Annotated in this window: 19 protein-coding genes and 3 tRNA genes; 9 read left to right on the forward strand and 13 right to left on the reverse strand. The window is 44.5% G+C overall.

The annotated features are described in order from the left end of the window. Positions 1-18: 18 nt before the first annotated feature. The 6 genes from uvrY (at position 19) to ACXAD8_RS03670 (ending at position 3,550) form a co-directional block, all read left to right on the forward strand. Positions 19-663: a UvrY/SirA/GacA family response regulator transcription factor gene (gene uvrY / locus ACXAD8_RS03645; protein WP_475225024.1), complete on the forward strand. Its 645-nt coding sequence runs from the start codon at positions 19-21 to the stop codon at positions 661-663. A gap of 5 nt (positions 664-668) precedes the next feature. Continuing rightward, positions 669-2,516: an excinuclease ABC subunit UvrC gene (gene uvrC / locus ACXAD8_RS03650; protein WP_475225026.1), complete on the forward strand. Its 1,848-nt coding sequence runs from the start codon at positions 669-671 to the stop codon at positions 2,514-2,516. Positions 2,517-2,548: 32 nt separating this feature from the next. Beyond that, on the forward strand, positions 2,549-3,103 hold the full coding sequence (pgsA, locus tag ACXAD8_RS03655; protein ID WP_475225029.1) for a CDP-diacylglycerol--glycerol-3-phosphate 3-phosphatidyltransferase: 555 nt from the start codon (positions 2,549-2,551) through the stop codon (positions 3,101-3,103). A gap of 162 nt (positions 3,104-3,265) precedes the next feature. Next, a tRNA-Gly gene (locus tag ACXAD8_RS03660) sits at positions 3,266-3,341 on the forward strand. Between the two features lie 6 nt (positions 3,342-3,347). Then, positions 3,348-3,421, forward strand: a tRNA-Cys gene (locus tag ACXAD8_RS03665). A 42-nt stretch (positions 3,422-3,463) separates the two neighbouring features. Then, positions 3,464-3,550, forward strand: a tRNA-Leu gene (locus tag ACXAD8_RS03670). A gap of 124 nt (positions 3,551-3,674) precedes the next feature. Here the strand turns inward: ACXAD8_RS03670 and ACXAD8_RS03675 are convergent. The 9 genes from ACXAD8_RS03675 to ACXAD8_RS03715 form a co-directional block, all read right to left on the reverse strand. Further along, complete coding sequence (locus tag ACXAD8_RS03675) at positions 3,675-4,352, reverse strand: hypothetical protein (RefSeq protein WP_475225031.1); 678 nt, start codon at positions 4,350-4,352, stop codon at positions 3,675-3,677. Positions 4,353-4,380: 28 nt separating this feature from the next. Beyond that, on the reverse strand, positions 4,381-5,778 hold the full coding sequence (locus tag ACXAD8_RS03680; RefSeq protein ID WP_475225033.1) for a hypothetical protein: 1,398 nt from the start codon (positions 5,776-5,778) through the stop codon (positions 4,381-4,383). After that, positions 5,775-6,107 carry a hypothetical protein gene (locus ACXAD8_RS03685; protein ID WP_475225035.1) on the reverse strand — a complete coding sequence of 111 codons (333 nt, stop codon included), beginning with the start codon at positions 6,105-6,107 and terminating at the stop codon, positions 5,775-5,777. The genes ACXAD8_RS03680 and ACXAD8_RS03685 overlap by 4 nt, the downstream gene beginning before the upstream one ends. Positions 6,108-6,502: 395 nt before the next feature. Next, positions 6,503-8,752 carry a phage NrS-1 polymerase family protein gene (locus tag ACXAD8_RS03690; protein WP_475225038.1) on the reverse strand — a complete coding sequence of 750 codons (2,250 nt, stop codon included), beginning with the start codon at positions 8,750-8,752 and terminating at the stop codon, positions 6,503-6,505. After that, entirely contained in the window at positions 8,739-8,987 is a 249-nt protein-coding gene (locus ACXAD8_RS03695; protein ID WP_475225040.1) for a hypothetical protein, read from the reverse strand. The genes ACXAD8_RS03690 and ACXAD8_RS03695 overlap by 14 nt, the downstream gene beginning before the upstream one ends. Position 8,988: 1 nt before the next feature. Further along, a complete protein-coding gene (locus tag ACXAD8_RS03700) occupies positions 8,989-9,165 on the reverse strand; it encodes a helix-turn-helix transcriptional regulator (RefSeq protein WP_475225042.1) in 177 nt (58 codons plus the stop codon). A gap of 59 nt (positions 9,166-9,224) precedes the next feature. Beyond that, positions 9,225-9,824: a hypothetical protein gene (locus ACXAD8_RS03705; RefSeq protein WP_475225045.1), complete on the reverse strand. Its 600-nt coding sequence runs from the start codon at positions 9,822-9,824 to the stop codon at positions 9,225-9,227. A 3-nt stretch (positions 9,825-9,827) separates the two neighbouring features. Further along, positions 9,828-11,111: a tyrosine-type recombinase/integrase gene (locus tag ACXAD8_RS03710; RefSeq protein WP_475225047.1), complete on the reverse strand. Its 1,284-nt coding sequence runs from the start codon at positions 11,109-11,111 to the stop codon at positions 9,828-9,830. Positions 11,112-11,498: 387 nt separating this feature from the next. After that, on the reverse strand, positions 11,499-12,620 hold the full coding sequence (locus ACXAD8_RS03715) for an ISAs1 family transposase (RefSeq protein WP_475225050.1): 1,122 nt from the start codon (positions 12,618-12,620) through the stop codon (positions 11,499-11,501). A 177-nt stretch (positions 12,621-12,797) separates the two neighbouring features. Between ACXAD8_RS03715 and ACXAD8_RS03720 the strand changes: the two genes are divergently transcribed. After that, complete coding sequence (locus ACXAD8_RS03720; protein ID WP_475225053.1) at positions 12,798-13,286, forward strand: hypothetical protein; 489 nt, start codon at positions 12,798-12,800, stop codon at positions 13,284-13,286. Positions 13,287-13,313: 27 nt separating this feature from the next. After that, on the forward strand, positions 13,314-13,514 hold the full coding sequence (locus ACXAD8_RS03725) for a hypothetical protein (protein ID WP_475225056.1): 201 nt from the start codon (positions 13,314-13,316) through the stop codon (positions 13,512-13,514). Between the two features lie 77 nt (positions 13,515-13,591). Here the strand turns inward: ACXAD8_RS03725 and ACXAD8_RS03730 are convergent, their stop codons facing one another. After that, entirely contained in the window at positions 13,592-15,469 is a 1,878-nt protein-coding gene (locus tag ACXAD8_RS03730) for a hypothetical protein (RefSeq protein WP_475225058.1), read from the reverse strand. Between the two features lie 170 nt (positions 15,470-15,639). Here ACXAD8_RS03730 and ACXAD8_RS03735 point away from each other — a divergent pair, with 170 nt between their 5' ends. After that, entirely contained in the window at positions 15,640-16,308 is a 669-nt protein-coding gene (locus ACXAD8_RS03735; protein WP_475225061.1) for a Crp/Fnr family transcriptional regulator, read from the forward strand. A 58-nt stretch (positions 16,309-16,366) separates the two neighbouring features. Here the strand turns inward: ACXAD8_RS03735 and ACXAD8_RS03740 are convergent. The 3 genes from ACXAD8_RS03740 to ACXAD8_RS03750 all read right to left on the reverse strand — a co-directional run bounded on the left by ACXAD8_RS03740 (position 16,367) and on the right by ACXAD8_RS03750 (position 20,269). After that, positions 16,367-17,535 (reverse strand): IS3 family transposase gene (locus ACXAD8_RS03740; RefSeq protein WP_475225063.1). Its coding sequence is split into 2 segments (ribosomal slippage): positions 16,367-17,286 and positions 17,286-17,535, totalling 1,170 coding nucleotides; the frame shifts between segments, so codons are not numbered across the junction. A gap of 98 nt (positions 17,536-17,633) precedes the next feature. Next, the gene (locus ACXAD8_RS03745; protein WP_475225065.1) at positions 17,634-18,449 is read right to left on the reverse strand and encodes a hypothetical protein; all 816 of its coding nucleotides are present in this window, start codon (positions 18,447-18,449) and stop codon (positions 17,634-17,636) included. Next, positions 18,449-20,269 (reverse strand): hypothetical protein, encoded by a 1,821-nt coding sequence (locus tag ACXAD8_RS03750; RefSeq protein WP_475225068.1) that lies wholly within the window; start codon positions 20,267-20,269, stop codon positions 18,449-18,451. The genes ACXAD8_RS03745 and ACXAD8_RS03750 overlap by 1 nt, the downstream gene beginning before the upstream one ends. Positions 20,270-20,806: the final 537 nt, after the last annotated feature.

A 20,806-nucleotide genomic window follows, 5' to 3' on the forward strand; every position in this document is an offset into this window, starting at 1 on the left:
TAGAGTGGAGCTACTAGATTGATAAAACTTCTGTTAGTTGATGATCATGACTTGGTCAGAACCGGAATTCGCCGAATTTTGGATGATGTTGAAGGATTCAATGTAATAGCCGAAGCTCAAAGTGGTGAGGCTGCGGTCAAGCTGTGCCGTAAAGATCCTCCCGATATTGTTTTGATGGATATGAGTATGCCAGGCATTGGCGGACTAGAAGCCACCAAACAGATCCTGCGCATTAACGAAGACATTAAAGTGGTCGCCTTGTCGGTTCATAAGGAAAACCCGTTTCCCGCTAAAGTAATGCAAATGGGAGCGTTTGGTTATCTCACCAAAGACGCCGATCCTCAGGAAATGATTATTGCCATTCAAAAAGTGGCTCGCGGACAAAAATACATCGCTCCGGAAATTGCACAACAAATCGCCCTTGGTCAGTTAGATCTGAACGAAGACGATCCCTTTAAGTCATTGTCAGAACGTGAACTGCAGATCATGATTATGATCACCAAAGGCACTAAAGTGCCAGATATCGCGCTGCAATTAAACATCAGTGCAAAAACAGTTAATACCTATCGTTACAGAATGTTCGAAAAGCTTAACGTCAGCTCAGATGTAGAGCTAACTCACCTTGCGTTACGTCATCACCTGATAAAATCCGATAACCTTTAGCGCGCATGTCTGATAAGGAAGAAAGCCAGAGTAGCGCTTTTGACTCTGGCGCATTTCTCAAAAACCTCACCCAGCAGCCCGGCGTTTATCGCATGTATAACGACAAAGGCGATGTTATTTATGTGGGGAAAGCCAAGAATCTGAAAAAGCGGGTATCCAGTTACTTTAAAACCAATCTGGATAGCGTAAAAACCATTTCCTTAGTTAAGAATATTGCCAATATGGATGTGACGGTCACTCATTCAGAAACCGAAGCCTTCATTCTGGAAAATAACTTTATAAAAAAGTACAAACCTCGCTACAACGTATTGTTGCGAGACGACAAATCCTATCCCTATATTCATCTTTCTGGCCATAAACATCCCAGGCTGAGCATCTTTCGCGGCACGAAAAGAGAGAAGGGCGGTGAATACTTTGGCCCATACCCCAGCGCCTGGTCAGTACGGGAAAGTCTGCGCCTGATGCAAAAGATTTTCCCGGTACGTCAGTGTGAAGACAGTTATTATCGCGCTCGTTCCAGACCTTGCCTGCAATATCAATTAAAACGCTGCTCAGCGCCTTGTGTGCCCGGTTATGTCTCTGACACTGAATATCAGGAACAGGTGGATTTAGCTCGCATGTTTTTAAAGGGCAAAAGCAAAGACGTTATCGCATCTTTGGCAGATAAAATGGAAAGTGCCAGCCAGTCGTTAAATTTTGAGCAGGCAGCGGTTCATCGCGATCAAATCACCATATTAAACCGCATTCAGGAGCAACAATGGGTTAGTGGCTCTCAGGAAGAGATGGATGTGTTTGGTCTGGCCTATCGCAATGGCACCGCCTGTATTCAGGGCTTTTTTATTCGGGATAACAAATTACTGGGCAACAAGAGTTTTACACCTAAGGTGCCAGCCAATTCAGAACTCAATGAAGTGCTGGAATCCTTTGTGGTGCAATATTACCTCTCAGGTGGAAAAAGCATTCCCACACAAGTGGTGTTGCCATTTAAATTAGAAGATAAAGACGCGCTGGAAAAAGCCCTAAGTCAGGAAGCAGGGCGCAAGGTGACCTTTTATCAGGGGCTGAGAGACGAGAAAAAGCGTTATCTGGAATTAGCCACCACCAATGCTGAAACTACGCTTACTACCTTATTGTCTCAGCAAAAGTCGATTCATGCCCGCTATCTTGAACTGGAAAAAGTATTGGAATGGCAAAAGCCCATTCAGCGAATGGAATGCTTTGACATTTCCCATACATCCGGACAACAAACTGTAGCCTCTTGTGTGGTGTTTAATCGCGAAGGGCCATTTAAGAATGACTATCGTCGCTACAATATCGAAGGAATTACCCCAGGTGATGACTATGCTGCTATGGCACAGGCCCTGAAAAGGCGCTTTAAACCTGGCTCTGATCCCGCCAAGATCCCGGATATCTTGTTTATTGACGGTGGTAAAGGCCAGTTAGCCCAGGCTGAGGCGTTTTTTGAGGACTGGCAAGGAGATAAAACTCCACAACTGATAGGTGTGGCCAAAGGCACATCCCGCAAGCCGGGCCTGGAAACCCTGATCATGGCGGGCAGTCATGAAACTATTCCGCTGGAAGCTGATTCCATTGCCTTGCACCTGATCCAACACATTCGCGATGAATCCCACCGATTCGCCATCGCAGGCCATCGCAACCGCCGTCAGAAAGAAAAGAAACGCTCAAAACTGGAAGATATTCCGGGAGTAGGTGCTAAACGCAGACAAAGCCTGTTAAGATATATGGGTGGTTTGCAGGAAGTTTTAGGCGCCAGCGTAGAACAACTAGAGCAAGTCCCGGGCGTTAGCCGCGAACTAGCCGAAAAAATTCATGCCTGGCTCCGATCAGCCTGATACCGAAACAGACAGAAGATTACAGGAATTCAATGTATACCATTCCCAACCTGCTTACTTTTTTTAGAGTATTACTTATCCCCGTGTTCGTCGTTGTGTACTACCTCGACTGGCAATGGGCGCACCAGGCCGGTGCTTTCATCTTTTGGCTCGCCGCAATTACCGACTGGTTCGACGGTTATCTGGCCAGAAAACTGCAACAAACCACCAGCTTCGGGGCGTTCTTAGACCCGGTAGCGGATAAGCTCATTGTAGCCGCTGCGCTGTTAATGATTACTCATACCTACAATACCTTGTGGATCACTATTCCAGCCATTTTATTGATGTCCCGCGAAATCTTTGTGTCTTCCTTACGTGAGTGGATGGCCCAACACGGCGAATCTGACACGGTTAAAGTTTCTTTTTGGGGTAAGGCGAAGACCATGGCACAAATGTTGGCATTAATCGGCTTGCTGTCGGAATTTGAGATGTTGTATTGGGTAACCCTGGGTTATGTGTTGTTGTATGTGGCCACCGTATTATCTGTTTATTCTATGGTGCAATATTCCGTTGCCGCCTGGACAACCATACGTAAACACGCAAAATAACGCGAAATTGATTGAAAATGACGCACTTAAGCCAAAAATCAAGCAGTCAGTTTAAAAAGGCTATATTTTCTGTTGACAGTATGGCGCTTCACTGTAAAATCCTGCTCCACGTTTTGAGGTGCTGTCACTCAACTGAAACACCCTAAAACGTAGCAAGTATTTGCGGGAATAGCTCAGCTGGTAGAGCACAACCTTGCCAAGGTTGGGGTCGCGAGTTCGAATCTCGTTTCCCGCTCCAAATACTGGCGGGTTGGCAGAGTGGCTATGCAGCGGATTGCAAATCCGTGGACCTCGGTTCGACTCCGGGACCCGCCTCCATAATTTGGAAAATCCAATAGTGCAATCGCACTAACCCCCTAAGCCCGGGTGGTGAAATTGGTAGACACAAGGGATTTAAAATCCCTCGATCGTAAGATCGTGCCGGTTCAAGTCCGGCCCCGGGCACCATTTTTACCGTAAGTCATTGATTTACATAGTGAAAATAAAGCTCAGGTTTTACACCCCTCCAAAATTACACACTGTACTTTTGATGTTTTTTACGAAAATAGCACATTTCTATTTTTTAGAAACATCAACCAGCCGCTAATTTAAAATCGCGTTCGGCTTCGGCTGCTTTCTCCAGCGAATCATTGTATTCGGCTGTATCCGCTTCAAAATCCTTCGCGGCCTGAATTGCTGATTTATCAGCGGTCAGATAAAGCTCGTTCAATTCGTCCAGTTGTTTTATCGCCTGCATTTGCTCCGGTGCATTAGCACTGAGAAAATCAGACTCCAGGCGGTCGTAAATGCTCTTATCCACACCAGATAGGAATTGTGGGCCTGACAGGATCGCGTTTACAACTTCGCCGCTGCCGCTTTTTATCGAAGAATGAACAAGGTCAATTTTGTCCTTCTTATCCATTCCAAGGATCGCTGCTCGAATTTCTGAATCGCGTCCTTTGCTTTGTAACCCGGCTTTCTGAACAGCTTCTGTTTTTAGCGCGTCGGTTAATTGGTTGACCGTTCTTAGCATCTGGTTAAGCTGCTCAGTGACGTTATGGCGAACTTTTTTAGCCGCTGCATCGACCTTTACCGCGTGTTCTTCCGGCGTCCGGTTTTGGGGTTTATTCTTTTTCAGGGACTCGAGCGACTGGATCTGATTGCCAAGGCTTCGGACACCATTTAAAAAAGGTACTGATATTCGCGTATCTGTTGAGATTGCGCCCACACGGTTTTCTAAATCTCTGAAAAGTTGTGATGGTATTGCCATTTTATTTTACCTCTTGAGGTTGTTGTTATTAAAATCGAAACGGTACGGCTTTGCCGGGCCGGGGGTTATCTAGTACAAGGTTAATCACGCCAGCCGCAGCGTTTGCAGCATCATCATGCTGGCGTGGTGGGTGGTCGATTACCTCTCGACCATTCCGGGATACTTTGCGTTCAAGTTGAGCAAGTTCGTTGTATAGCTGCCGATTATCCAGCAACTCAACGCGGTGGCTGTTCAGTATTGGGATCATCTCCCGATACAGTTCTGTTTTGTTTTTCTCTGAAAATCGATAGGCCATGTTTCGCTTAGTATAAAGTTCGCGAGTCAACTCTGCGGCATAGTGGTCGCCCACAACTTCCCGGATGCGATACATTCGGCAAAGATTGACCACTTCTTCGGTCACTTGCTCGGGTGAAAAAGGTGGCTTAAAAACACGTATACAATCAATAACAGCGGTGATTTCCTGCCAGCTTTTCCCCTCACCGTGGGCTATGGCGAGAGTGTAAGCGTCTGAACTGCCACCGCTTACATCGACAAAAGCGTGATAGTTGAGTCGGGCGCAAGGGGGGAGTTCGTGGCGGTCTGGAATAGTACAAATATCGAGGATCTCACGGCTTACAAAAGTTTCTATATCTGTTCGAAATTGCGCTCCAAACTCAGCCGATGCGGATTGGGGATCATCGTCGTATTGTCGCTTGATGAATTCTTTATCAATCGTCGGGTTCATCATCTCAGTTGAAGCCTGGCAAACCAAAACGCGTTCATCGTCAACGCCGTAAAATTTGCGATACATCTCCCACAAAACGCCTTTGCGTGAATTAGGCGAACTAAGCAAAATCAGTTTGCCGCTCAGACTAGCCAGCGACGGACGGACAGCATTGATCACCTCAAAATCAGGGTTAGCACCGTCTTGCAGCCAAAAGGCGATCTCATCACAGATGACCGCTGCACATGTATAGCCTCGAACGCCCCGGTGTGTGGCTGTTCGGATTTCAATCACGCATCGGTTTGACAACTCGATACTTTCTGCGGTTTCACGGACAACCATTTGTCGTAACATAGGGCAGTCGTCAATCATGCCGTTTATGTATCTCATCACAGACCGCGCTTGCATCCGGTCAGTGGCGATCACCGCGATAGTGGCAACTTCACCAGGTGAAAGCCTGTCTTGGTAGTTCCGAAAAAAAGCCTCATAGCAGGCCAGTAATGCGCTTACATGGGACTTAGAGCCTCGGCGTCCTACTACCATAACCATCTCTGAAAGCTCGTGTTTTGGTGGCTTACGTTTTGTTATTTGCTCGAATATTTCAGGGTCTTCCACTTCTAGCCCATAGAAACCAGAAATCAGTTGTCGCCAGTTAAAATATGATGCCTTACCGAAGTGATTGCCGAATAAATTAGGGTCGGTCATTGCCTGAATAATGTTCATTCGCTGATGTACTCTTTAAGGCTGATCTCTTTGCGCTCGCGGTTGAGGCCCAGACTTCGATAAAGACCGACAAGGCTGTTTAAATACCCGGTGTATTTGCCTGAGTCCTCAAACGTCCCTGTAATTATTTGCGCTTCCATTTGTTGCAAGTGAAATTCCAAAAACAAAACTCTCTCTGCCAGGCTTCGGCGTTGATATGAAAGACTATGTAAACCGCCTAAGTCGTCGCTTAACTCATTAAACCGCGCTTTTAGGGTTGCCGCTGCTGCTGTCCTTCCGTCCAATTGCTGGATCCAGCCGGGTGAAAATCGCTCTGGTACGTTAGTCATATCGCTTTGTATTTGTGCTGTATCTGGCTGTAATTGTACCATTTTGGGTGGGTATTATGAAGGGTACATTTGATTGAATTTTCAGGTTACTACCAGTAATGGCCTGCGATTCGGATTAGGTGACTGATACAGGCACCATCTTATGGTTAGGGGATGCTGTTGAGTTAAATTAATGCCCCCGATAAACAGAGTATAAGTACTAAATGCGAACGGTTATTTAATTATCCAGTTTTAGGACAATTAGGACATTAGGACATACACAAGTGCGTGAAAAGAGAGGTTTTTTAATTATATATATCTGTGTGTGTCTTACTGTCTTATTATTACAATTATCACGCCTACAGGTCCCGTCCTTACTAGTGTGGGTAATTAAGACACTCCTTGTCCTAAAAGTCCTAAGATAACGCGATTCGTTTAGCGTCCTGTATTGCTAAACCTTCACTCAAAAGCGCTCTAACCACATTGCCTTGCTGGTAAACTGGCAACTTTGCATATTCGCGACTGTATTTTGAAAGCTGAGAAAGATAAAGAGTCTTATTGCTGAGTAAAGCTTTGTAAACCTGATCCTTGGCTTTTACCGTTGCATCAGCATCACTGAAACAATCGTATTTGTGCATCATTGCCACAAGTCGTTTATGAAGGTTAATCCGTATCCTGAATGCTTTTTCAATATCGCCAGGTTCAATGGTGGTGCGCTTGTCAGATAGCGCGAATAACCCAGCCAGTTTTATTGCTTGTTCAGCGAGTCTGCCGCCCATTTCACCGTCCTTTCGTTTGATTTGCTCCGTTAAGCTATCAAGCTCTTTATACCGCTTCCATGTTGCGGGATTTCGCTGGAATTCGATTATAGTTTGATGATGGTTTTCCAGCCACGCCATAAACTCCTGAACGTCTTCTGGTACGTGATAGCTCAAACCTTCATAGACCTTTTCCGGTAGCTCGGTTTCTTCAACAAAGAACAGCCACCGGTTATATGTGCCTTTCCGTGATTCTTCCATGGTCATTGCTTCAAACATGAATTCGGGCGTTGTGGTTGCAAACAGACTTAATTTTGGTGATTCGACAGTCTTGTATTTATTGCCCGCAGTTCGCCCCGGGTGGACTGAATCACAGGCCGATGAATAGATCTCCATCAAATAGCCCATTGCCTGCTGTTTATGGCTTTCGCTTTTCGATTCGGCGTACCAGTGTGCGAATTCATCGCTCATCAGCATAACAGGAATATCTTGCCTGTCTGACGGATCGCAATGATTTTCAAGAACGCAGTGAAGACCTTGTTTTGAAGCTGGCGCAGACCGTTCAAGGTTAACGCCACAGTTTTTTGTCACTGCTTTAATGCCTTTGCGAAGGACATCTTTACCAAAGCCTGTTGGGGCCAGTGCCATAAAGTATTCGTTAAATCCCAAACCATCCTGGCTGTTGATTAAGAAGTTCTTTTGTGCAGCAAGGCTGAGCGCTGCAACAGCACTTGCCGCTGACATTTGTTTACTCGGGTATTGCATACGGTTGTAGATACATGCCTGAATTTCTCCAAGCATTCCAGGCAAATACTCAAGTTCCGGGCAAACTTCGGGGATTTCTTCCTTTTTCAACTCTTTGCTGTGCAGATTGTGTATTTCCTGCACCTGGTTTTCTGGTGTGGGTGCATAATGTTGTTGCGCTTGCGAGGATTGAGGTTGATAAAACTGCTGGCAGTCCTCAAGTGCTTTGTTAATGGTACGCTGTCGATAATCTTCCCGGTTTAGCTTGTCTCGGGTTAATGCTGAGTTTAGCCACATGCTTTCCATTAGCGCGGCATCACCACCACAGTAAAAAGCTGCAACGTTCAAATAAGTCATATCATCGGCTGAAAGGTCATCAGATAGATGACCTCCGTTATGTAGCTGCAAAAATTCCTGTGCGGTGCCAGCGCCTTTGCCCGTACCGCTTGCAACTCGTGATATGACTTCCAGCACCTCCTGAACGCTGCCCGGCTTCTCTGTGGACACAGGCTTAACTGTGTTTTCAGGTGTTTTTTTACCAGCAATGGCAATTGCTTTGGCAAGTGATTCAAACTCTGCCGTACAGTCTCTGACGGGCTTGTAATCGCCGTACACTTTGCCGGTGAAGGCAATAAAGCGGCCAGCGCTGTAAATCTCAACTTTGCTGTTATGAAAAGATTTACTCTTACTTCTATGGTCGATTTTATTCGATAGCTTGCCAAAAATATGTAAGCCTTTACCGCTTTGGGAGATTTCACAAAACGAATCGAATTTTTCCACAAGCTTTCCCGCCCAGGGCTCTACTTTTCCATCCTGCAAAACTCCATCAAGATCGATACAAAAGTAACGGTCTTTGTCAGTTAACACAAAGCCCACACCATCCGCCCCAAATCGCTGGCAGTCGTTTAACGCCTGTTGATAGCTGGTGCGACAATGCGGGTCGGTTGCACTGGCATTGACTATCTTCCCGTTTTTGACTTTTGCTGGGATTTTGTCGACTTTGCCAGTCTTACAGTTGTGCTTAACATAATACAAAATCCATTGGTCTACTTCGCAAATCTCCGGAAGTTTGCTAGAATCAAACCCGATGGTGTTAGCCAAACGCCTTTTTGATTGAGTGTCCCCGGTTGCCGCCGGGGAGCTATTTTGTTTACATTCCATCATTCGCCTCCTGTGCCACAGAAAAAGCGACTTCCTCTAATAAATCCTGATAATTTTCTTTCAGGAATCTAAAACTTTGAAGGACAAGCCGGGGTTGCTGTAATTCTTCACCAAAAAACACGCTTGCAGCATTGATAAAGTTTCGCGCTGTAACCTTCGCGGGTTCAGGTAAGTTGTTCTGCACAAGCTCAAGAGACTGAGCGAGGCGGCGGCATTTGCTTAGTGTATTAATATCCATGTTATGCCTCTCCCTTTTCCCACTTTTCAAGGTCTGAATTAAGGAAACGAGTAGCACCATTTGGAAGCTTGACGGGTTTAGGTATCTTACCTTGCTTGATCCACCTCCAGATTGTTTTGTCGCTCACGTCGTATCTTTCAGACACTGTTGGAACACTTGAGTATTTTCGAGTCACCATTTATCACCTCTTGGGGTTGTTTAAGTGGTTTCTCATTATTCACATGAAACTGGCAACGCCTATTTGCCGATTGAAGTCAACTTCCAATCTAAGTTCAATCTGGGATATAAGTCTATGATGTTATTGAAATATTTTATTTCATCTTCTTGGGCGCGTGTGCTTATTTGATGCTCATGCCCCCCTTTTGCCATTAACTCTTTGTTTGCTTTTTTGCTCGCTCTTAGCTGATTTCTTAATTCTACAATTTCCATCTCACCGCTGTAACCTTCTCTTTCAGTGCGTAGACTTTCCCAAACATCCTCATGATATTGGGAAACATCACGCAAAAAAGCGATTCTCAAAAATCTATCCTCAGAATCTTTTAATTTTTTGTAGCGCCCCTTTCCGCGTTGGATCATGTCGGCTATTACTTCGCGGAGATCTGCGGGAATAGCATGTTTAGCGATTAATCGACTTAAAGGCTCTGGCGAGTTATGTTCCCAAGCGTGGATTGCGGCAACCCAATAAAAGTTAGTTTTCATTCCGTCTGAAATTTTAAGGCTGCTTATGAATTTAACCTCATGGGGATCATCAGTATTTATCCGCTCAAACTGCTTGGCGTGCTGGTAGCGTTCGGCTTTTATTTTCCTCTCGCGCATTTCTTCTTCTAATATGTCCACACCTTAGCCCCTTAGCTTAACGACATCGGCTTTTTGATGCCCATTTAACACAAAATTTTCCCAGTCACGCATTAACAGCCTTCGCTTGTCGATTAGCTGATCACGGGCATAAGCCGCGCGGGTTTTATCGTCACTGACGTGGGCCAGTGCAAGTTCTGAAACTTCATCCGCGTAATTTGTATGTTTCCGTGACCAATCCTTGAATGTTGACCTGAACCCGTGAGTGGTCGCGTCGTGCCCGATACGTTTGGGTGCTTTGGAAATTGAGACATCAGACAAAGGTTTATTGTTGCGATTCACAAAAATGTATTCGCTTAGTCGCGGCAACTCATTTAGAAGGATAATAGCAGAATCACAAAGCGGCACACTGTGGGCCTTACCTGCTTTCATATCTTCACCGGGTATTGTCCACACCTTATTGACAAAATCTATTTGTTCCCATCTTGCCTGGCGAACTTCACCGGAACGCGCCGCTGTCAATATTACAAATTGAAGTGCCAGGGCCCCCATATAATCCTCTTTGGTTAATTTCTTCCAAAATTCCGGCATATCATCTACAGGTAGGGCTTTGTAATGCTTTACTTGTGCGATTTTTGAAGGCTTGACGAAAACCTGATCCAGAAAGCCAGTCCACCGCGCCGGGTTTTCGCCACTGCGCCAGCCTTTAACCTCTGCCAAATCCAGCACACGTTCGATATACATTCGACAGCGTTTCGCTGTCTCGTTTTTCGTTTCCCAAATCGGTTGTAAGACTGCCTCAATATGTGCCAACTCAATATCTTTAAGCAATAAATTACCTAATACCGGGTATGCAAAGTCAGTTAATTGCTGTGTAAGCTTGCGGGTTTGTTGAGCCGTCTTGTACTCTGCGGATTTCTTTTCAATGAATAGTTCAGCGGCTTGCTTGAAGGTTTTATGCTTGATTTGTTCGGCAGCAATCTTTTGTCTTGCTTCTTTCTTTTCTAATACGGGATTTATACCTTCGTATTTCACTTTAATTTTTATATCAGCCGCCAGTTCTTTAGCTTTTTTTAATCCAATTTCAGGGAAGCTACCCAGGCCAATATCTGGACGCTTATCACCCATTCTGATGCGCAATATCCAACTGGCTGAATGAGGACTTGAAACTTGGATGTAAAGGCCAGCCGTACCACCCACAGGGTGCTTTTGTGGTAAGTATCGCCCCGTAGTTTTTGAGGTAAAATCTCCGGCCTCAAACCCCTTTTGCAACTGATTAACTTTGTCCCGGACTTGCTTCGCGTTTAACTCTTTTGCTTTTATCGGCATACCAAATACCCACCCATAAAATGAATTATTATATGTTACCGATAGCGACAGTTTGAGACAAGATAATTAAATAGAACCCTTTTAATAAGGGGGTTGGGATTGTTTGGCATTTTTTGAGACTATAAAGAGGGGGAGGCCCCGGGCACCACTTCTTTTCGTAAGTTGGAATTCATTCCAACAAAGATTCCTCAATCAAATATAAAACTCAGAAAAGCAGACTTTTTTCCGGCAGTATCGGTATTCGTGTCTCCCATGAAACTTATGTCGAAACTACGAAGTAAACCGGATTCAGTTCAACAACCTTTTCTAAGTGGTCGGGCTCATATTAACTAACATCGAGTGGAACCTTAAACGGGTTACATAGCAGGGCTACCGCATGAGTGTACATTAAATGACCAGGTCGTTTAGTCCTGCCTTCAAAACTTGCTCAAGATAATCTGTTTTTGCCCAGGCGCGTTTCTGTTTTCGCGCAATACTGAGGCTGGACTCTTCTGCCCGAAGCATATTTAGTGACATTTGTCTTAGAATGGCCCAGTTGTCGGCACTGTTGTCTTGATAAATCTGACTTTTGTCTTCGTTCTTGCTGACATCCAAAACATAGTGAAGTGTATTTTCTACCAGCCAGTGCTTCCTCACACTGTCAGCAAACTTTTGCTCTGTCAGGTCGGCTGAGCTGATATAGTATCGGTAATTTAATTGTGGCTCTTTACCTTTTACGTGACGGTAGTTGAGCACCATGCCCGCTGTTTTCAACTCCGGCCATTTTGCACCGACTTCTCCTAACTCATCGGCACTTTTTACATAATAGGCTCTTGCTTCAATTCGACCATGTTGCTTTGCCATTTCCAGGTTAATGAATGGCGCTAAACGCTCCTCACTGAAAGCATCCCGGAGGCTTTTACTTAGCGTGGGCTGGTTTTCCTTCACACCAAAGAGGTAATCTCCACCTCCATCAAGGATTTGCTCCGCAATACTGACCTGATAGCCCATCGCATCAGTGGAAATCAATGCGCCACTGATATCAAGTAACTGGATCAGTTCCGGAATAGCTGTGATCTCATTCGACTTTTCATCGGTCTTTATCTGACCCAGTACCATTCTGTTACCCGTTGCAAATGCATTGACCATATGGATAGTTGAGTTGCGATCTTCTCTGTTATAAGAGCCTCGTAACGTTTTGCCATCAATAGCGATAACTTCACCTTTGGTCAGCTCATGAACATACTGCATCCAGTTAATAAAGCAGGCGCTAAACTCCTCTGGTTTTATACGTGAAATGGTACGAGCAATTGTGTCGTCAACGGGAATACCATCAGCTAATACTCCACGTTCTTTAAACCAGTCATGATGACACTCGGCATAATCTCGAATATCAGCCCATCCCTCGGCTCCAGCAATAACGCCACAGAACGCTACAAACAAGATATCAAACAGGGGATAGGTTACTTTAGCGGTCTGACGCTGGTCTTCTATTTGACCAAAATGAGAGGAAAAGGCTTCCAGGTACATGATTTAACTCCCAAAAAGAGAGTATATGATCACAAGCTAACAGTAAGGTCCAGGAAATGCTTTGACTATGCACCTGATTGGTTAAATAACGTTCACGATCTCACCCTGGGTTACATAGGCAGTTTTTTAGTGTAATTTTATAACCTTACTTATAAAAGGTACTATAAAGGAATTACCATGAAAAAACTGATACTCGCCACAGCTCTATGTTTTAGTGCTTCTTTTTTGAATGCTGCAGAACAAACTTGTTACGTTGATACATTAGGTTCGGAAAATACTATTTTTGCCCCAGCAGCAAATACTAATGGAAACTGGTCTGTAGAATACACTCTGACAAATATCAGCAGTAAGCCAGTAAACGTTAAACTGGAATTCACCAACATCAATGGCCAAAACCATTCTCCAAGCGGAGTATCATATTTTGGCAACTTTGATTCAACTAACGATCCTTCTAATCTGGCAACGGGTGCGGTATTGCAGCCGGGTGAACTAGGGCGTTTAATTTTGAATGATGATACGGTAACTATGATAGGTCCCACAAAAATCAGTTGGTCGGCAGATACTTGTTTACAAGAAGCTCTTGTCGCAAGTTTTAATAACCAGTTTAGTACAACGTCGAGGCTTGATCGGGGATTAGTATTTCTTAATAACGGAAAAGCGTTTTAACGCTTTGTGAATTCTTGGAGTGATTAAATGTTAGAGTTTTTAATTTCACCAGTTGTTTTATTGTTATTAGCAGTGCTTTTGTATTTGGTACCTTTGACGCTCATGTTGAAGCAGGATGTTGAACCTGTGCAAAAGTTTCTGTGGTTTTTATTGATTTGGGTATTTTCCTGGCTAGGTTTTATAGCTTTTAAAATGACCAATAATAAAAACTCTGCTCGATCCATTTAGCGGTTTCTATAGTCACTACAAAAGGAGGCCCAGCCTCCTTTTGTTATTTTTACAGCGGTCAAAGACTACCAGGTATTTCAGAAATCCAAAATATGGCAATCAACATCCGATTGTGACTGAGTGCCAGTGCCATACAGGGTATCACGAGCGCGTCCGCATACTTCGTATTGACCAGCTTCAAACACAACTCTGAAGGTGGTTTGTGCCTGGTGTTCGCCGTTGTGGTTCATCCAGCGACCCAGGTTAACTTTGAATTGACGTGAGCCGTTTTCGATTTTGTACACCCAGAACCAGCTGGACTTGATACCTCTGGTAGAGCTGGACAGCAAGGTGATATCACTGATTCTGCCAGCAGGGCGTTGTTGGATCTGTAGTTCAAACTCTGGAGTGTCCTGTAAGTTGCTATCACTGCTTTGTACTTTAAACAGTTGCGGGTGTCCCTGAAGCTCACCACTTAAACGTGATACAGAAACTGTGTTATCGCCTTCGTTCAGGTCTTGGGTATATGTCCAGCCGTTACTGTGAGCATTTACAGCCATCTCATTAACCAGCACGTTGTGGGCTGCGTCATTACCTGACAGAGATACAACACCATTTGAGACATTGTGTGCTACCGGGTTGTGAGCCACCAGAGGTAATGTTGTTAAAGTGTTGCGCACGTTGGCTGGTACGATACGCAGGATGTCATCATCCATAAAAAACTTGTTAGTCGTACCTTGGGTGCCTTGAGTCATGATATTAGTCACTGATTCGTGCACAGAGTGGTTGGTTTTAGATTTCCAGTGTTGACCTTCCAGCACATAGTCATTTTGAGGGTGCTGGAATCCCAGAGTATGGCCAAACTCATGCAAGGCGATTTTTTGTAAAACTTCAGCCGGTTGCTCTGTCAGGTGCTCAGCGTTAAAACCATACTGATACTCACCATTGATGCGTTGTCTGAATGCCTGGTTACCATAGTTAGTTAACATACCGACGGTAGCAGCGTAACGAGCACCCGCAAAGCGGTATCCGGCTTCAACATAAAACAGGTGATGATGTAGTTGATAATCCTGATCATCAAGACCAAACAGGGCATTAACGTCTTTGTTCATTTGTCTTGGATGTGCTTCGTACCAGGCCATGCGGATAAGGTTTAGGTCGTCCTGGTTTTCCGGATCCAAAGCAACATAACCTGGCTGGTTCTGCAATTTCGGCAAGCTATTCCACCACTGGATATAGTTATGCTCATCATCGGCCAGCAAGGTACCATTTTCCGGGAAAACGTGACTGCCAATTAAGTTAACATCAATATTAACGTAGCCCTTGGTGGCCGTATTAAAACGGTTTTCCAGATCCTCGGCTAATTCCTGTAATTGATCTGGTGTCTTGCTGCTACCTACATACCCCAGATTAACAGGGATGGTGCGGAAAGCCTGGTTCGGGTTTTGTGCCAGTAACGCATGTGGTGCTTTATCCTCTACTTGCCACTGATTTACTGCAAACACTTCTTGGTTACCATTGTAATATTTTACAACAGCCTCGATACGACCGTGCATAATGGTATTTGCTGATTCAGGCAGGGTAAAAGGCAATAATTGATAGTTACCATCCAGCTCATCCGTGGCTACCCAATCATTCTGGTTTAACTCAGGACGAATTAAAAACTCTACATAGCGAGATATTGCGTTGCTTTGCTCTGGCTTTGCAAAGTAAAGCACTATGCGGTTGTTTATTTGTTGCTGATGTTGAGTTTTAACTGCCAGGAAATAGCTTTTTCCTGCTTCAAGCTTAGAAGCTGTTTGACCGTAAGGTGCTTTGATTACGGCGATTTCGTTGTTGGCCATGGTTCTGTCGATTCTGGCATAAGCATAATCGGCTAACTGTGTGGCAGAAACACTGTTAGTTATAAGCAACAGCCACAACAGAGCGATACCGTGACTAAACTGTTTTAATACGCTGATAGATTGTTGAAACATGATACGACTCCACATCGTTTTAATTTGTTGAAGCTATTAAAACCGATTTGAGTCGCCTGACGCTGTGATCTGAATTACAGCAATTTTGTAAAATAGATCACATTGACATAGGCAATTAAAGTATCTATGTCCATAATTAACTCTGAGGAACATGGTTATCAGAGACAAGCATGAACACGGAAAAAATAACAGAATTACTTAAAACAGTGTGTCTTTTTAGCGATCTGGAAGAACAAGCGTTGGGCAGTATTGCTGAGCTGTGCATTCCGCGCCGCTATGGAAAAGGTTCTGTGATATGTAACGAGGGAGATACAGCTGATACCTTGTTTCTGATAGAGCAGGGGCAAATCAAAGTCTATTTATCTGATGAGCAAGGGCAGGAACTGGTGCTGACCACCATGGAGGCCGGGGATTACTTTGGGGAACTGGGAATTCTCACCGATCAAACCCGAGCAGCGTCGGTAATGACCACCTCAGACAGTTTGTTATACGCCATCCAAAAAAGCGGTTTTGATACCTTGTTAGATAATAACCATAAACTCACACGAACTTTGTTGACTAATTTAGCGTCCTTTTCCAAAAGTCAGGTAAATACGATCAAAGCCTTTGCTATGAAAGATGTTTATGGTCGTTTGGTGAGTTTTTTTGAAGCCCAGGCGATTGAAGAGGATGGTGTTCTGAAAATCAAACCCAAAATGACGCAAAAGCTATTAGCTTCGCGTGTCGGTGCCACCAGAGAGCGGGTGGCCAGAATCATGAAAGATCTTTCTGTAGGGGGATATATCAAGGTGGACACGGATGCGATACTACTGCTTAAAAAGTTACCGACGTCTTATTAAGCAGTAGTTAATTACATTTTAACGGTCTGACATGGTCAACCAAATTCACACACCTCAGTTAAACGGCTTTTTCTAATTTCTCCATGTCAGCTTCATATTGGTTTGGACTTCTGTAATCCAAGTATGAATGCAATCTTTGGCTGTTATAAAACATCGTAATGTATTGCAGAATATCTTGCTGCGCTGCATGTCGCGTCTGGTAGTAGCGCCATTGCACTCGCTCCTGCTTCAACGTACCAAAGAAGCTCTCTACTACCGCATTATCCCAACAGTCACCTTTTCTGCTCATGCTACCTGTGACCTTGTGGCGTTTAAGCAGTTGTCTGAACTGACGGCTCGCGTATTGTGATCCACGGTCTGAGTGATGGATCAGACCAGCGTTGGGCTGACGTTGCCACAATGCCATGGTCAGTGCATCACAGACCAGCTGCGCATTCATACGCGATGACATGCTCCAGCCCACGACTTTGCGTGAGAACAGGTCAATTACCACTGCCAGATATAACCAGCCTTCCTGAGTCCAGATATAGGTAATATCGGAGACGTAAGCCTGGTTGGGCTGTTGCACATCAAATTCGCGTGTCAGTACATTGTCGAATACTGGCTGGTTATGATTGCTGTTGGTCGTCACTTTATACTTCTTGCGCCTTTTAACGCTGATTCCTGCTTCTTTCATCAAAGCACGAGTGCGTTGCTTACCTACCGGATAACCCAGTAAATTCAACGCTCGTTTCATACGCCGGACGCCATAGGTAAAGTCACTGGCGTCCGCAATTTTTTCTACCCATTCAATCAATTCATCATGCTGTGGATCTGGCTCCTGGACCTGTTCCCGACGCATCGCACTGTAATAATTATGACGACAGACACCCAATGCCTGACACATCAGGCTGATTGGCCAGGTCTTCTTATGCTGGGTGATGAAACCGTACTTTACCTGGTTTCTTTGGCAAAGAAGACCGTCGCCTTTTTTAAAATCTCTTTCTCCATTTTCAGGCGTTTATTTTCTTCCCTGAGACGGCGAAGCTCCTCTTGCTCTGGTGTAAGTTTGCCATTGCCGCGGAAAGCGTGAGCACCTTCAGATTCCTGCTCTTTAATCCAGCGGCCAAGCATATTGGCACAGATCCCCAGACTTCTTGCTGCCTCGGCAATTTTGTAGTTTTGCTCAGTGACCAGACTCACTGCGTCCAGTTTGAATTCTTTTGAATAGCTTTTTCGGGTTTTCATAAATACTCCAGTTGTGAGAATTATCTCTTAACCGGGTGTGTGAATCTATTGGAACACGTCAGTCTCGTTGAATCAGATTACAGGCCGTTTAATTATTTCTAGCCAGCATTACATAAGGAAAACGTAGCAGGGTATTTATCCCTTAAGGTTTTCGGCTTTAACAGCGCCATTTTTTCTCCAGAGAATTCTACAGTGACACTCACAGCAGGACTGTTGTTCTCAAACTCAGTAGTTTTTGCATTTACAGGCCCCCACTGAGAACTGTAAAAGAGAAAGACTTTTTGACTCTCTGTGCAAAAATAATTTTTTAATGATGGATGGTCTGCCAACATGGCTTTGTCTTCACTATCAATGTTGTACATTCGCATGAGAATGGAATAAAACTGCTCTGTTTTACTGTAAGCCCCATTTAAGGTTGTAACTTCAGTGTCTGAGGAAACCGGATCAGAGAAATTTATTCGGGTTAGCTGGTTGGTGAAATCATAAGTGTTAATTTCAAACGCATGAAACGGCAAGACCATTTTCAGCAAGAAGCAATCGCGATCAGGTTTATCCTCTTTCATGCTCTCGCAAACATTCAGCCCTGAGTTCACGGTAGTCGCCAAATCATTAATAGATGTTGCATCTTGCTGTTGCCATTCTGCTGTTGCTGCTAGCCGATAAAAGGCTATGGCGTCGTTTTGATTTGTGCTTTTTGTCGCCTGTTCTTTTGCATCACTGGCTATCACTGCCAGTTTGGCTTTTCCCTCATCAGATTTTCTCATTGAGGTATCTTGAAGTATGGTATTCATCTGGTTATCCATGCGGATTAAACTGGATGAACGTTTAATGTCTTCAGTAGTTGCACAGGCAGTAAGTAATAAACAAAACGCCAGATTCAGCGTAATTTTTCCATGTTTTATCAATGTATTCATCAGGCTACTCCAAATGCTTGTTTAACTGTTGCTTCTTCCGGAAGGGCACCGGTTTCCATGACTTCCGCCAGGAACAAACCAAAAACTTCGATCAAATTGGCGCTGCCGATGGCATCAGGATGCTCATTGGCAATATTGAGAAGAACGGCTAAAAATTCTGAGACTATTTCTGGGTGTTGTTTGACACCGGTGATATTGTTGGCCAACTGTTCGGTGATCATTTCAATCATGGTCAACAAGGTTCGACCAAATGCTAACTTAGGTAGGCCCGTGGCAGCGGCATTTTCCCATGTGGTGCTGGCAACCTGAAGTACGGCTGATAAGATTTTATTCATTACTTGCGAATCTGTATCGAACAGTTTGCCGGGGTTTTGAGCTGCTTGTGCGGCTGCCATACTGGCAACAACCAGCCAGTCTTCGCGCGTTAATAGTAAACTCTGATCTGCTACCATTATCTGGGTTAAGTTTTTTACAATGGCCTGCAAACCGTCTTTTTCTACGCCCAGCATTAGCGGATTTTCGTTAACTTCAGCCACCACGATTAATGCCATGGTTTTAAAGTCTTCTCGAGTAAACAATGTCTGTGCCCCGTTGGGCGTAGTGAGCGCAGCACTAATGTCATCTGCGATATGCTGAATAATCCCCAGTGCCACTTTATCCCACGAGTCATCGCCATGTATTTTAAATAATGTACCGGCATGAGCACCCACCACTTTAATTACTTCCGAGGCAATTCCTGTGACGACAGTTTTATCCAGTTTAGGACTGTTTCTGAGTTGAGTTGCGACACCAGAAATCAGTGCTTTATAAGCATCTGCATAGGGCGCGTCGGCATCAATAAAGACCTCAGGCTGTTTAATTGCTACATCCATTCCCGCTTGATACAAAGACAACATTCCGTCTTTGCCCAGCAAGTTTAGGATGCTTGAATCGGCACTAAGTTTAGCCGCCTCAGAGATCACCGCCTGGGACAATGCAGACAGTGCTTTATCGTTTTTAACCGAATCACCTAAATACTGGCCTGGATTTTCTGCAACTACCCCCAACAGAGCACCAATTGCAGGGCCTGTCATGGCATCTACAACATCCTGGTAATTGAGATATTCATTGATGTTGCTGGGCATTGCAGCAATCACAGGGCCGATGAAGGTAGTAACAAGTGTTTTGGTATTATCGTCGTCAAATACACTGTCGGGGTTTTCGGCCAGGGTGCTTAATGCGGCTCGCAAGACATTGCCAAGCAGGCGGTTGGCAAAGCCCTGTTTGGGGCCGAAATCAGCAACATCATTGGGTATAATTGCTTCAATTTGGCTGGCAAAGGAGACAACCAATGCCTCGCCTTTACCACTGACACCGAAAAGACTGGGATTGGTACTAACAAATTCCAAACCAATATCTGTAATAGTGAGGGCGAAGCGCGCCACAACAGAAGGTGGCTCTTTTGAGAGTCGCCATTGTTCAATCAAAGCCCCAGCACCTATCATGCCTGCTTCGTATTGATCGTTAAGATCGCTGGCGTTTAATTTAGCTAACGCTTTTAGTTTTTGCATTTCCGCAAAAGCAGGGTCGTAAATGGTGGCATCTTGGGAGAGAATAACACCGTTTTCGCCAGCCCAGATTGCGGCAAATGGTTCGATTTCTTGCAGCTCGATATTTTCGCGCAAGTACATATCTAATTGGCTTCGAATCGTTAATTCTGGCAACTGTACGCTGGGCAGAAAAATCGCTCTATCCCTAGCGTGCTCTGCATATAATACTGTTCCAGATTGTGCAGCGCGCATGACTGCCCGAATACCGCTTGATATCAATGCAACATCCATAATGACTTCCTTTGATTTAAAGTTTAATAACGGGGGGGGACGGGTTCAAATCGCAAGTTGTTCTCCAACTTGCTTGCCGATGATGGCCTTTTTGAACAATGCTTTTTGCCTATACTGTTGATGAGCTCAACAAATATTAAAGAGAGATAGGGAAACATGAATATGCTGACGGCAACAGTAATAAACAGAGTAATGACGTCCATTACACCCTCCATGGGCAGTTGTAATCTGTAATTAATTTTGAGTAATACAGCTAAAATTGCCCAATCCATGGCAGAATAGCACGGGTAATTATTTAGTCAACACGCTAAAGGTATCAGGCAAAATCTTCATTGTTCATGGATATGCGTTGGATAGTGATAATCTTGAATAAGCTGACTAATCAGGGCAATATCGAGAACCATTTTTGAGCGACAACCGGTTTTGCCAGAGCTAACCGAAGCCAGAACCTAATTATTTGGGTACGTCATAAATTATCGATATTGAAGCACTCAACCTACCCACAGGCTCTAATTTTGAGTTTGTTGGTAGGTCGAA

It is taken from the genome of Planctobacterium sp. AWH2_060 (assembly GCF_056158425.1).

Bases quoted from the DNA above. Each gene is read 5' to 3' on its own strand.
- ACXAD8_RS03700 (WP_475225042.1), bottom strand. From the start codon at position 9,165: ATGGTGACTCGAAAATACTCAAGTGTTCCAACAGTGTCTGAAAGATAC.
- pgsA (WP_475225029.1), top strand. From the start codon at position 2,549: ATGTATACCATTCCCAACCTGCTTACTTTTTTTAGAGTATTACTTATC.
- ACXAD8_RS03710 (WP_475225047.1), bottom strand. From the start codon at position 11,111: ATGCCGATAAAAGCAAAAGAGTTAAACGCGAAGCAAGTCCGGGACAAA.
- ACXAD8_RS03750 (WP_475225068.1), bottom strand. From the start codon at position 20,269: ATGGATGTTGCATTGATATCAAGCGGTATTCGGGCAGTCATGCGCGCT.
- ACXAD8_RS03680 (WP_475225033.1), bottom strand. From the start codon at position 5,778: ATGAACATTATTCAGGCAATGACCGACCCTAATTTATTCGGCAATCAC.
- ACXAD8_RS03695 (WP_475225040.1), bottom strand. From the start codon at position 8,987: ATGGATATTAATACACTAAGCAAATGCCGCCGCCTCGCTCAGTCTCTT.
- ACXAD8_RS03730 (WP_475225058.1), bottom strand. From the start codon at position 15,469: ATGTTTCAACAATCTATCAGCGTATTAAAACAGTTTAGTCACGGTATC.
- ACXAD8_RS03735 (WP_475225061.1), top strand. From the start codon at position 15,640: ATGAACACGGAAAAAATAACAGAATTACTTAAAACAGTGTGTCTTTTT.
- uvrC (WP_475225026.1), top strand. From the start codon at position 669: ATGTCTGATAAGGAAGAAAGCCAGAGTAGCGCTTTTGACTCTGGCGCA.
- ACXAD8_RS03715 (WP_475225050.1), bottom strand. From the start codon at position 12,620: ATGTACCTGGAAGCCTTTTCCTCTCATTTTGGTCAAATAGAAGACCAG.
- ACXAD8_RS03675 (WP_475225031.1), bottom strand. From the start codon at position 4,352: ATGGCAATACCATCACAACTTTTCAGAGATTTAGAAAACCGTGTGGGC.
- ACXAD8_RS03685 (WP_475225035.1), bottom strand. From the start codon at position 6,107: ATGACTAACGTACCAGAGCGATTTTCACCCGGCTGGATCCAGCAATTG.
- ACXAD8_RS03745 (WP_475225065.1), bottom strand. From the start codon at position 18,449: ATGAATACATTGATAAAACATGGAAAAATTACGCTGAATCTGGCGTTT.
- ACXAD8_RS03720 (WP_475225053.1), top strand. From the start codon at position 12,798: ATGAAAAAACTGATACTCGCCACAGCTCTATGTTTTAGTGCTTCTTTT.
- ACXAD8_RS03690 (WP_475225038.1), bottom strand. From the start codon at position 8,752: ATGATGGAATGTAAACAAAATAGCTCCCCGGCGGCAACCGGGGACACT.
- ACXAD8_RS03725 (WP_475225056.1), top strand. From the start codon at position 13,314: ATGTTAGAGTTTTTAATTTCACCAGTTGTTTTATTGTTATTAGCAGTG.